The sequence below is a fragment of the Roseovarius sp. D0-M9 genome (assembly GCF_037083805.1).
In the GTDB taxonomy this organism is placed as follows: Bacteria; Pseudomonadota; Alphaproteobacteria; order Rhodobacterales; family Rhodobacteraceae; genus Roseovarius.
This window is the reverse complement of sequence record NZ_JBAPKZ010000022.1, coordinates 25560-36597: the sequence shown is the minus strand read 5'-3', so window position 1 is coordinate 36597 and position 11038 is coordinate 25560. Positions and strand designations below refer to the sequence as shown.

Sequence of the window (11038 nt, the reverse complement as noted above, 5' to 3'; positions counted from 1 at the left end):
GATGGGAGATGGAGGAGATGAACCGATGTCAGGATTGCGCGAGCGGCAGAAGGCGGATCGCCATCAACGGATTCTCAATGCGGCGGTGACACTCTTTCGGACCGATGGCTATCGCGCGGCCCGGATCGAGGATGTGGCCGACATGGCCGAGGTCTCGCCCGGCACGGTCTATAATTACTACGGCTCCAAGGGGGATATCCTCTTTGCGACCGTGGCTATGGAGGTCGATGAGGTGCTCGCGGCGGGGGACAGCATCGTGGCCGATCCGCCATGCGGCGTGGACGCGGCGCTGATGGCGCTGATCGGGTCGTATTACGATCATTCGCAGGAATATCTGACCAAGGAGATGTGGCGCACCGCCTTTGCTCTGTCGGTCGAGGCCCCGCATACGCCCAATGGCGTGCGATTTTCCGAGCTGGACCGCGCCTTGTCGGCGCAAGTGGTGGCGCTGATCGTGCGCCTTCAGGCGCGCGGCGAAGTGGCGGGCGCGCTTGATGCGCAGGCGCTGGGCGAGGTGATCTTCAACAATCTCAATGCGATGTTCATGGAGTTCGTCAAGGATGATGCCATGACGCTGGATCAGTTGAACGCGCGGGTCGCGCACCAGATTGCGCCCATCGCCAAGCTTATCGCGGCAAAGGGCTAAAGCGTTTCGCCTTTAACCTGAGATATCAGCAAAAGGCGAAACGCGTGCAACGCCTTGATGTCGCGCTGTGTTTAGCGATGCGCTTTAGGCGTCCTTGCTGCGCGCGGCGGTGATGACCGCGCGCCCGATGACCACAGCCGCGACGATCGCGATCAGCACCACGGATATCGCGGCGATGGCCGGGTCGATGTTGTCGCGCAGGCCTTGCCACATGAGGCGGGGCAGGGTGACCGCATCCACGGAGGTGATGAAGATTGTGACGGCGATCTCCTCCCATGACAGGACGAAGGTCAGGAAAAACGATGCGATGACGCCGAATTTGATATTGGGCAGGATCACCTTGAAAACGCGCGTCGCCAGCGATGCGCCCATCGCCCGCGCCGCCAGATCCATGCGCCGGTCAACCTGCGCGAGCGAGACACTGACCAGCACGACGGCAAACGGCACGATCATCACCGAATGGGCCAGCGCAACGCCCAGCAGCGTGTCGTAGGCAATGGTGCCATTGACCTTGGTCAGTGTGATGAGAAAGAAGTAAAGCGTGAGCGCCGACACGACGGGCGGGGCGACCATCGGCAAAAGGGCGACGCCCATCAAAAGGCCCGCGAACCGGGGCCGGAACATCCAGATCCCCAGACTGAAGAGCGTCCCCAGTGCAGTGGCAAAGCAGGCCGACAGCAGGCCGACGCGAAGCGACAGCCATATCCCCTCGATCCACTCGCGATCCTCGATGAGGGTGCGGTAATGGCGCAGCGACAGCTCGCCCTCGGGCACAGACAGGAACCGCTTGGGCGTGAACGAGACCGGGATCACCGACATCAGCGGCATCAGCATGAAGATGCCCACCAGAACGGCGAGGAACATGGCCAGAAGGCCGGGGCGCAACCGGATCATTTCACACCTTTGGGGCTGAGCTGTTTCAGCAGCACCGCCAGCAGCGCCGAGATGGCCACCATCAGGATCACGCTGACCGCCGCGGCCAGCCCCCAATCGGGCGACTGGAAGATGCGCAGATAGATCATCTCGGCCACCATGACGCTGCGCCCGCCGCCAAGGATGGCAGGGGTGATGAAGAAGCCGATGGCAAAGACAAAGACCAGCAGGGATGCGCCCATGATGCCCGCCGCTGTCATTGGCACAAAGGCTTGGGCAAAGATGCGGGTGCGGCTGGCGCCCATGCCTCTGGCAGCGAGCAGCACACGTTCGTCCACGTTGCGCATGGCCGAGGCGATCGGAAAGACGGCGAAGGGGATCATGAAATGCACCATGCCCACGACAACGCCAAATTCGTTGCGCACGAGGCGCAAGGGATCGTCGATGATCCCCATACCCTCAAGCCAGCCATTGAGGATGCCCCGGCTGGACAGCAGGGCAAGCCATCCAAAGGCGCGGGTGAGGACCGAAATCCAGAAGGGGATGAGAATGCAAAGCTCGGTCAAGGTGCGCACCAGCGGCGTTCCCCGCACCCAAAGCAGCGCAAGGATATAGCCCATGACGACCGAGATCACCGTGACCATCGCGCAGATGCGCAAGGTGCGCCAGAAGACCGACAGGATCAGCGGATCGGAAAGGGCGGTCGTGTAATTCTGCATCCCCGGCTCGGGCAGCGTCACGCTCCAACCGACGACGCCGAGAAAGGGCATCACATAGGCGAGGCTGAGGAACAGCAGCAGCGGTGCCAGCAGGATCATGGGACGCAGGTAGGGCATGGAAGTCCTTTAGCTTTGAGTGCCGCCCCCGGACATCGGTCCGGGAGCGGCCAAAGGCGTCAGGCCGAGACGATCGAAAGGTATTCGTCGAGGGCCGCGCCGTAGTTTTCCTCATACCATGCGACATCGAGCGCCACTTGCTGCTCGAAGTTGTCGGGTGCCACGGGATTGAAGCGGCGCTGATCCTCGGGGATCATCTCGTCGGCCGCAGGGTTCGCGGGGCCTTGGGACAGCATGTCGAACATCACCAGCTGCTTTTCGGGGTCCTGTGCGGAGGCGATGAACTTCATCGCGGCTTCTGCGCCGCCCGGATTGCCCTTGATCACCGCCATAGCGCCCGGCGAGATGATGCCGTCCTGCCAGATGAACTTGACCTCGCCGTCGGTGTCCTGCTCGAGCAGGCGGGCGCGTGTCGACCAGATCAGCGCCATGGACGCCTCGCCGTTCAGCATGATGGTCTGGCTTTCGGCGCCATTGCCCCAGAAGCTGATGACATGCTCCTTGAAGTCATTGAGCTTGGCATGCGCGCGCTCCATGTCCAGCGGATAGAGATCGGCATGTGCGACGCCGTCGCCCATCAGCAGCGCCTCCCACATGCCTGCGCCCCATTTGTACATGGACCGCTTGCCGGGGAAGGTTTCGACGTCAAAGAAGTCGGCCATCGAGGTTGGGGGATTGTCGCCGAACTTGGTGGCGTCATAGGCGATGACATAGCTGAAGAAATAGGTCGATGCGGCGTATTCCCAGCCGAAGCCTTCGCGCATCTTCGACTTGTCGATGACGTCGTAGTCCATCGGCTCCATCATGCCCTTCTTGCCCAGGCTCTCGGCCGAGAAGGCATCGGCGTCCACGATGTCCCAGCTGGGGGCGCCGCTTTCGAACTGGGCCTGGATCGCACCTTCGGTTGGACCCGAGCCGTCCTGGCGCACGCGGATGCCGGTGGCCTCCTCGAAGGGTTTGCCATAGGCGTCGTCATAGGCATCGACCGCGTCGCCGCCCCAGCTGACAAAGACCAGCTGACCATCCTGCGCCAGCACGGGCGCGCCGCGCGTCGCCAGTGCCGCGGTGCCCAGAAGGGCCGCGCCCAGTTGCGTGAACTTGCGGCGGCTGATCTTGCCCTGACGTGCCTTGTCGGCCAAGAGTTCCAGCTGGTCGTCGGTGAATGTATCGTTATGTTTCATTATTATATCTCCCTGGTTGGTTGTTCGTGTGTCGTCGGCTAAAGCAAGAAGCCCTTTTCCTCGGGCCATGTGGCCCAGATGTCCGTGCCGGGGGCTAGACCGTCCGGCAGACTACCCGAGGCATGTGTCATCACCAGCGCCATTCCGTCCGGCCCGCGCAGGTCGATCCGCGTATCGGCGCCGAGGTACGTCAGGTCGGTGACGGTGGCGGGAATGGCGTTACCGCTGGACGGGGCGGTGAGGCCGAGGCGCATGTATTCGGGGCGAATGGCAAGCGTTTCTCCCCCTGCCTTCCCCGGCGCGCGCAGGGTGCGCCCGGCGAATGTGCCGCGCAGCATGTCGCCATCGCGGGACGTGTCGGACAGTGGCAGAAGATTGATGTCGCCGAGGAACTCCGCGACAAAGCGGCTATGGGGCCGGTCGTAGACCTCGCGGGGCGGCGCGATCTGTTGAAGGCGGCCCTGCTCGAAGATGGCGACGCGCGACGAGAGCGCCAGCGCTTCGGATTGATCGTGGGTGACAAAGACAAAGGTGGTGCCCGTCTCGCGGTGAAGGCGCCGCACCTCGTCCTGCATCTGGCCACGCAAGTTCTTGTCGAGCGCCGAAAAGGGCTCGTCCAGTAGCATCACGGGCGGCTCGCAGGCCAGTGCACGGGCCAGCGCCACGCGCTGTTGCTGCCCGCCCGACAATGCATCGGGGCGTTTGTGCCCATGCCCGGCAAGGCCCACCATCTCGATGATCTGCTCGGTGCGCGCCTTGATTTCGCGCGCGCCGCGCTTTTGAACCTTGAGGGGAAAGGCGATATTGGCTGCTGCGCTCATGTGCGGAAAGAGGGCATAGCCCTGAAACACCATGCCGAAGCCGCGCTTTTCGGCAGGCACGCGCGTCATGTCCCGCCCGTCCAGCGTCATGCGCCCGCGCGTCGCCTCCTCAAAGCCGGCGAGCAGCATGAGAAAGGTCGTCTTGCCCGAGCCAGAGGGGCCGAGCAGCGTCAGGAACTCGCCCCGCCCGATGGTCAGCGAGATGTCGTCAAGGGCGGTGAAGGTGCCGAAATCCTTGCCGATGCCTTCTACGCCGATTTCTGCCGCGCGTGTTTTTACGGTCATTGAGCGCTCCCTTTAGAGGGCCAAGCGTAGAGGCGCGCGGCGCGCCGGGGCAAATGAAATGTTTTCGCGGAGCTGGCAAATGGAATTTGCCGAAGGGGCTGGGCGACCGCTGGGTTCATCGCGCGCGCTGCGCCAGCGCCTCGATGATCCAGCGGCGAAAGGCGCGGCCGGGTTCGAGTGCCTTTTTCTGGGGCGGCGTGCACAGATAATAGGCATCGGGCGAAGCAATGCGCACATCGCCCACTCGAATCAGCTGACCCGCCTCCATGGCCGCGTTGCCGATGATGGCATCCCCGATCGAAACGCCCTGGCCTGCGATGGTCGCGGCGTAGACAAGGTTCATGTCGCCAAAGACAGGCCCCCGGTCCGCCGCACCCGTGGGCAGGCCTGCCGCCTTGAGCCAGCGGCGCCAATCGGTGCCGTCGCCAAGGTGCAGCAGGTCAGCGCGCAGCAGGTCGGGCGCGGTTTCGATGCCGCCCAGCCGGTTTGCCAGCGCGGGCGAGATCAGCGGCGCGAATTCAACCTCCTGCAAAAGCTCGACCTCGACATCCTGCATGCTGCCAGAGCCAAAAGCGATAAAGATATCGGCGTCAGGATTGCTCACGTCATCAAGGCGGCGGGGCGTCACGATGCGCAGGTCCACATCGGGGCAGATGGCGCGGAAGGCACCGACGCGGGGGGCCAGCCAGAAGGCCGCAAAACCGGGTGTCGAGCTGATCGTGAGCGTGCCCGAAAGGCCGTGGCCCGCATTGCGCGCCGCCGATCCCGCGATGGTGCTGAGTGCGCCGCGCACATCGCCCGCATAGGCCCGGCCGCGCGGCGTGAGCTCGATCCGCGTGCCGATCCGGGTAAAGAGGTCAAAGCCGAGGGCGCGCTCCAGAAGGCGCAGCTGATGACTGACTGCGCTGCGCGTCAGGTTCAGCTCGTCCGCGGCCCCCCAGACCGTGCCGTGCCGCGCGAAACATTCGAGCGCTCGCAGGGCTTGGGTTGACGGGATACGGGACATGGGCGGGGCCTTTGGCTGGGGAAACGGTGCGTCCAGTTAGGTGAGTAAATTTTGCCGATGCAAGGAAAAGGTTTCACTATGATCCGCCCCGCCCCGCTGGCTAGTCTTGGGTCAAGGAGGACGCGCATGACCCTGACCGATGCACAGACCCATGCCTTGGGCGTCGTCGACGCCCGCATGCCCGAGCTGTCGGAGTGGTGCAGCACGATCTTTGACCATGGCGAAACGGCGTGGCGCGAATATCAGTCGGCTGCGTGGTACGTTGAGCGTCTGCGCGCCGAAGGGTTTACCGTCGAAGAGGGCAGCGCAGGGATGCCTACCGCCTTTTGCGCCGAATGGTCGAACGGCGATGGCCCGATCATCGGTATGTATGCCGAATACGATGCGATCCCCGGCAATTGTCAGGCCGCCGAGACCCGGCGCGCGCCGCGTGCGGGCCTTGGCTATCAGGCGGGCGGGCATACTGACCCGCACTCGGGCCTCGGGGTCGGCGCGCTGGGCGGGCTGTTGGCGACCAAGGCGGCGATGGAAGCGCGCGGCATCAAGGGCGGCTTGCGCTTTACCGGCGAGCCGGCGGAAAAGGTGAGGGGGTCCAAGCCCATTCACGCGGCTGCGGGGTATTATGACGGCCTTGCGGGGATGCTCTCCTTTCATCCGTTCTACATGCTGCCGATGTGCAACACCGTGCGCTGGGACACGCATTGCGGCGCTGCCTTTTCGATGATCTACCGCTTTATCTGCGACGCGCCCGAGACGTGGGGCCCCGAAGGGCACGCTGGCGACGGTGCGCCGATCCCTCAATCGCACAGCGCCATCCGCGCGCCCGGCGCGTCCGAGGCATTGGTGCAGATGTATAGCCTGTCCAAGGCGCTGCGGGAGTCGATGCTGCCGCATCAGGGCGGCTGGTCGATCTCGGAGGCGATCCTGACAGCCGGGCAAGCGACCGCCGACAATCAGCCTGCGGGGCTGGCAGAGCTGCAATACATGATCCGCGTGCCGACGGTCGCGATGGCCGAGCAGGTGACAGCCATGCTGGACCGCAACGCCGCCGCCGTCGCCGCGATGACCGGCTGCCGGTGGGAGCGTCACTGGGTCTGCAAGTCGCGCCCCGGCCTTGCCAATCATGCGATGGCGAATGTCGTCTGGGACGCTTTGCGCGAGGCGGGCGCGCCGAAATGGGGCGCGGATGCGGTGCGCGTCGCGCAAGACATCCAGAGCAATCTGGGGCAGGCGCCGATGGAGCAGCCATTCATCGACGAAATGAGCCGCCTGATTTCGCCGCAGGACGCCGAGGCGATCCTGCGCCGCGACCTGCCGCCCAGCCAGCTGAACAGCACGTCCGACGATTACACCGACATGAGCTGGCACGCCCCGCTTGCGCGGTTCTATATCGCGCGGCCCGCGCTCAAGGCCAATGGTGCGCCCTATCCCAATTGGGTGATGAACGCGCTCGGCGGGATTCCCGCCACGATCGACCCGATGGTCAGGACAGCGGCGCGTGTCTGCGCCCTGTCGGCGCTGCGCCTGCTCGAGGACCCTGCGGCGCGCGAGGCCGCAATGCAGGAATTCAACGATCGCACGGGCGGCGGGGTCGGCGGCTCGGAATGGCTCGCTCCGCTCTGCGATTACGCGCCGCCGATCCATTTCCGCTGGCCCGAATATATTTCAACCCCGCGCGGGCGCGACTGGTGGATACCTTCCACCATGCCCGGCGCATGACAGGAGAGACCTAATGCTTGATCAGACCAAATCCGAATTCACGTTGCAGCGGCGCAAGCGCGGCGGCGGCACCGCCCCCATGCAGCACTGGCACCTGCCCAATGAGACCGGCGCGCTCAGCCATGTCCTTTTGGGCTCGCCCGCGCATCTCAAGCATCTGTCGACGTCGAGCCTGTCGTCCAAGCATTTGCGCGAGAACCCTTGCAACATCCAGGTCGCGCAGTCGCAGCATGCCGAGATGGTGGCCGCCTACGAGCACTTCGGCGTCAAGGTCCACATGCACAAACCCGAGCCCGAACTGCCGATGCAGGTCTATGCCCGCGACAGCGCGGTCATGACACCTTACGGCGCAATCATCACGGCGATGTCGCAGTGGTGGCGCCGGGGCGAGAACTACGCGGCTATCCGCACCTTCGAGGACCTTGGCATCCCGATCTACGATATGGTCACGGCGGGCACCTTCGAGGGCGGCGACTTCAACGTGATCGAAGAGGGCGTTCTGCTGATCGGCTGCGGTGGCGCACGCACCAACGAGCCGGGCGCGCGCCAGGTTGCTGGCTGGTTCGAGGATGAGGGATGGGAGGTCAAACTGGCCTTTATCGACGAATACTATGTCCATATAGACCTTATGGTCGTGCCCATCGCCGAAAAGCTGACTGCCGTTTGTCTGGATTGCACCGATCCTTGGATCGTGGACTGGCTGAAGGGCAAGGGTCACGACATCATCGACGTGCCCTTCCGCGACACGATCAACCTTGGCTGCAACGTCATGAGCCTTGGGAACGACAAGGTGATCGCGCCCAAGGCGTCAAAGGTGCTGGTCGAGGCCCTGCGCGCGCGCGGCTTCGAAGTGGCGGCGGTCGACACCGCCGAAATCTCGAAAACCGGTGGCGGGATTCACTGCATGGCGCAGGCGCTGAACCGGGCCTGAGCCTGAGACAGGCTCTTGAGGGGCACGGCAAATGAGACGGTCGGCGCGTCGCGGGACGCGCCGACCGTTTTGTCAGGCGTGGAACGGCAATGGGTGCATGGATGCGTCTGGCGCGCCGATTAAGGAAAACATTCCTAAAGGGCGCCGTCTTGCGGTATCTTGTCCATAGCGCCGCCCGATTGCGCCGCCTGCGTCATCAATCGAGCTTCTGCTCTGGAACCGCCGGACCGGATCAAACGGGGGCGAAGGGTGCGCTCGGCCAGGCTGGGCCTTGCCAATCGGGCCATTCGGGCCGACATCACGCCCAAGCATCATCCAAGAGGAACGCATCATGAAGATTCTCGCCCCCGCAGCGCTGGCCCTTGCCAGCCTCGTCGCCCCCGCTTTCGCCCAGAACACATTCGGCCCGTTGGTCGCACCCGATGCGCTGAACGCGCAGCTTGAGGAGGACGCGCCCCTCATTCTCGACATTCGCGGTGACGCCTATGCCGAGGGTCACATTCCCGGCGCAGTTTCGGCCCCCTATGCCGCGTTTCGCGGACCCTCGGACAACCCCGGCCAGCTGATCCCCGAGGACCAGTTGGAAGCGACACTGCAAGGCTTTGGGGTGACGATGGACCGCCCCGTCGCCATCGTGCATGAAGGCGACAGCGACACCGATTTTGGCGCCGCCGCGCGCGTTTACTGGACGCTCAAGTCGTCGGGCCTGACGCAGCTGGCGATCGTCAATGGCGGCATGCAGGCATGGGAGGCGAGCGATCTGCCCCTCATGACTGGCACGCTTGCGCCGACCCCGTCAGATATCGAGATCACTTGGACCGACAAGTGGCTGGCCACGACCGATGAAGTCGCCTCGGTCGTCAACGGCGAGGATGAGGCCACACTGGTCGATGCGCGCCCCGCGAGCTTTTTCGAGGGCAAGCAGGGCCATGGCGCGGCCGAGCGTCCCGGCACGCTGCCCGGCGCACGGAACGTGATCCACTCCGACTTCTTCGAAGGCAAGGGTGGCACGCAGATCGTCAATGCAGCCAAGGCGCGCGAGATTTATACCAGCCTCGGCCTTGAATCGGACCAGCCCATCCTGTCCTTCTGCAACACGGGCCACTGGGCCGCGACCGACTGGTTCGCCCTGTCCGAACTTGCCGGTGTGGAAAACGTCAAGCTCTACCCGGAATCGATGGTCGGCTACTCCAAGACCGGTAACGAGATGGCCAATGTGCCCGGCCTCATCAAGAACCTGCTGAACCAGATCACGGGCAACTGATGAGCGCCGTTGTAAATCAGAGCGCTCCGGGCGAAGGCCGGGGGCGCTTTTTGCCGCGCTTTGGCCTGATCGTGCTGGCCGCAGTGCTGGTGGCGAGCGTGGCCGCCCTCGCGGGGGCGCGCTTCGGGCTGATGCTGGCCATTGGCCTTGGTATCGGCATGACCCTTGAGGGGCTGCGTTTCGGCTTTGCGGGGCCGTGGCGTGCAATGATCCTGCGGCGCGAGCCTGCGGGCATTCTGGCGCAGCTTCTGGCCATTGCGATCGTCGCCATTGTCGCGCTGCCGCTATTGGCCAGCCATGGCGGCGAGCTTGTGGGCGCCGAGGCGCCCATCGGGTTTGCCATGATCGGCGGCGCCTTCGTCTTTGGCGCCGCGATGCAGGTTGTGCTGGGCTGCGGCTCGGGCACGCTTATCAATGCCGGTAGCGGTAATCCGGTGGGCCTTGTTGCGCTGCCGTTCTTTGCCATCGGCAGCTTCTTTGGCGCCTATCACCTCCTGTGGTGGACCGACCTTGGCGCGATGCCCATCATGGTGCTCGAAGGGGTCTCCGGCCTTGCCATCACGCTTGCGGGGCTTGCCGCCGTTGCCGCGTTCCTGTTGTGGCGCGCCGCGCCCGGCACCCGTGCGATCCCGCGTCGCCTGATCCTTGCGGCGGTGCTGCTGGCGGTCTTTGCCATTGCGAACCTCTTGGTCGCAGGCCAGCCTTGGGGTGTTGTCTATGGTCTTGGCCTCTGGGTGGCCAAGGGGGCGGTGGGCCTTGGTGCGGACCTCAGCGGGTCTGGTTTCTGGTCGGCGCCCGGCAATGCCGAGCGCGTCGGCGCCAGCGTGCTGACCGATTACACCTCGCTGACCGATTTCGGCCTGATCGCAGGCGCCTTCCTCGTGGCAAGCTGGCGGGCCGGCGGCTTGTCCGCGCCGCTGCCCAAGCTGCCCGCGCGCGCATGGGCTGCCACGGTGATCGCGGGCCTGCTGCTGGGCTATTCCTCGCGGTTGGCCTTCGGGTGCAACGTGGGCGCGTTTTTCTCGGGCATCTCGACGGGCAGCCTGCATGGCTGGGTCTGGTTTGCTGCCGCCTTTGCCGGGTCGTGGTATGGGGTGCGCCTGCGGCCCATCCTGGGTCTGGAGCCACGCACATGAGCCGCCGCATCATCGCCATCGCGGCGCTGGTCATGGCGATCGGTGTGGTCGCGCTGGATCTGACCGCATCGCCGCCCAACCCCTATTCCGCGCCTTCGCTGATCGCCTTCGGGTCGGGGCAGGCGTCTTCGGGCGGTTTCTGCGGGGCGCTGCCTGATTGATGCAGGCCAGCCCATTACGCGGGCCTCGTTCCAATCTGCGCTGGGTGCCCGCGTCATGTGGCGGACCACCTCGCGCCGCGGTGTAACTCGGCGCGGCGCAGGCCGGGGCCGCATTCATGCGCCTTTAGACCTGATTGCCGTCCAGCACATCTAAGCTACATCCCGGCAGAGATCTTGTA

Annotated in this window: 11 protein-coding genes; 6 read left to right on the top strand and 5 right to left on the bottom strand. The window is 64.6% G+C overall.

Going from position 1 to position 11038, the window contains the following annotated elements; genetic code table 11:
* The first annotated feature begins 25 nt into the window (after positions 1 to 25).
* The gene (locus V8352_RS14440; RefSeq protein WP_336425001.1) at positions 26 to 646 is read left to right on the top strand and encodes a TetR/AcrR family transcriptional regulator; all 621 of its coding nucleotides are present in this window, start codon (positions 26 to 28) and stop codon (positions 644 to 646) included.
* Positions 647 to 730: 84 nt separating this feature from the next.
* Here the strand turns inward: V8352_RS14440 and V8352_RS14435 are convergent, their stop codons facing one another.
* The 5 genes from V8352_RS14435 to V8352_RS14415 form a co-directional block, all read right to left on the bottom strand.
* A complete protein-coding gene (locus V8352_RS14435; RefSeq protein ID WP_336425000.1) occupies positions 731 to 1540 on the bottom strand; it encodes an ABC transporter permease in 810 nt (269 codons plus the stop codon).
* Positions 1537 to 2355, bottom strand: a complete 819-nt coding sequence (locus V8352_RS14430) for an ABC transporter permease (protein ID WP_336424999.1) — start codon at positions 2353 to 2355, stop codon at positions 1537 to 1539. Before V8352_RS14430 ends, V8352_RS14435 begins: the two co-directional genes overlap by 4 nt.
* A 59-nt stretch (positions 2356 to 2414) precedes the next feature.
* Positions 2415 to 3536 carry an ABC transporter substrate-binding protein gene (locus V8352_RS14425; RefSeq protein ID WP_336424998.1) on the bottom strand — a complete coding sequence of 374 codons (1122 nt, stop codon included), beginning with the start codon at positions 3534 to 3536 and terminating at the stop codon, positions 2415 to 2417.
* A 38-nt stretch (positions 3537 to 3574) separates the two neighbouring features.
* Positions 3575 to 4642 carry an ABC transporter ATP-binding protein gene (locus V8352_RS14420; RefSeq protein WP_336424997.1) on the bottom strand — a complete coding sequence of 356 codons (1068 nt, stop codon included), beginning with the start codon at positions 4640 to 4642 and terminating at the stop codon, positions 3575 to 3577.
* A 115-nt stretch (positions 4643 to 4757) separates the two neighbouring features.
* Entirely contained in the window at positions 4758 to 5648 is an 891-nt protein-coding gene (locus V8352_RS14415) for a LysR substrate-binding domain-containing protein (RefSeq protein WP_336424996.1), read from the bottom strand.
* A 126-nt stretch (positions 5649 to 5774) separates the two neighbouring features.
* Here V8352_RS14415 and V8352_RS14410 point away from each other — a divergent pair, with 126 nt between their 5' ends.
* The 5 genes from V8352_RS14410 (at position 5775) to V8352_RS14390 (ending at position 10859) form a co-directional block, all read left to right on the top strand.
* On the top strand, positions 5775 to 7367 hold the full coding sequence (locus V8352_RS14410) for an amidohydrolase (RefSeq protein ID WP_336424995.1): 1593 nt from the start codon (positions 5775 to 5777) through the stop codon (positions 7365 to 7367).
* A 13-nt stretch (positions 7368 to 7380) separates the two neighbouring features.
* The gene (locus V8352_RS14405) at positions 7381 to 8298 is read left to right on the top strand and encodes a dimethylarginine dimethylaminohydrolase family protein (protein WP_336424994.1); all 918 of its coding nucleotides are present in this window, start codon (positions 7381 to 7383) and stop codon (positions 8296 to 8298) included.
* A gap of 331 nt (positions 8299 to 8629) precedes the next feature.
* Entirely contained in the window at positions 8630 to 9562 is a 933-nt protein-coding gene (locus V8352_RS14400; RefSeq protein ID WP_336424993.1) for a sulfurtransferase, read from the top strand.
* Positions 9562 to 10698 carry a YeeE/YedE family protein gene (locus tag V8352_RS14395; protein WP_336424992.1) on the top strand — a complete coding sequence of 379 codons (1137 nt, stop codon included), beginning with the start codon at positions 9562 to 9564 and terminating at the stop codon, positions 10696 to 10698. The genes V8352_RS14400 and V8352_RS14395 overlap by 1 nt, the downstream gene beginning before the upstream one ends.
* Positions 10695 to 10859: a hypothetical protein gene (locus tag V8352_RS14390; protein ID WP_336424991.1), complete on the top strand. Its 165-nt coding sequence runs from the start codon at positions 10695 to 10697 to the stop codon at positions 10857 to 10859. The genes V8352_RS14395 and V8352_RS14390 overlap by 4 nt, the downstream gene beginning before the upstream one ends.
* Positions 10860 to 11038 lie beyond the last annotated feature (179 nt).

Bases quoted from the DNA above. Each gene is read 5' to 3' on its own strand.
- V8352_RS14430 (WP_336424999.1), bottom strand. From the start codon at position 2,355: ATGCCCTACCTGCGTCCCATGATCCTGCTGGCACCGCTGCTGCTGTTC.
- V8352_RS14390 (WP_336424991.1), top strand. From the start codon at position 10,695: ATGAGCCGCCGCATCATCGCCATCGCGGCGCTGGTCATGGCGATCGGT.
- V8352_RS14435 (WP_336425000.1), bottom strand. From the start codon at position 1,540: ATGATCCGGTTGCGCCCCGGCCTTCTGGCCATGTTCCTCGCCGTTCTG.
- V8352_RS14420 (WP_336424997.1), bottom strand. From the start codon at position 4,642: ATGACCGTAAAAACACGCGCGGCAGAAATCGGCGTAGAAGGCATCGGC.
- V8352_RS14415 (WP_336424996.1), bottom strand. From the start codon at position 5,648: ATGTCCCGTATCCCGTCAACCCAAGCCCTGCGAGCGCTCGAATGTTTC.
- V8352_RS14425 (WP_336424998.1), bottom strand. From the start codon at position 3,536: ATGAAACATAACGATACATTCACCGACGACCAGCTGGAACTCTTGGCC.
- V8352_RS14440 (WP_336425001.1), top strand. From the start codon at position 26: ATGTCAGGATTGCGCGAGCGGCAGAAGGCGGATCGCCATCAACGGATT.
- V8352_RS14400 (WP_336424993.1), top strand. From the start codon at position 8,630: ATGAAGATTCTCGCCCCCGCAGCGCTGGCCCTTGCCAGCCTCGTCGCC.
- V8352_RS14405 (WP_336424994.1), top strand. From the start codon at position 7,381: ATGCTTGATCAGACCAAATCCGAATTCACGTTGCAGCGGCGCAAGCGC.
- V8352_RS14410 (WP_336424995.1), top strand. From the start codon at position 5,775: ATGACCCTGACCGATGCACAGACCCATGCCTTGGGCGTCGTCGACGCC.
- V8352_RS14395 (WP_336424992.1), top strand. From the start codon at position 9,562: ATGAGCGCCGTTGTAAATCAGAGCGCTCCGGGCGAAGGCCGGGGGCGC.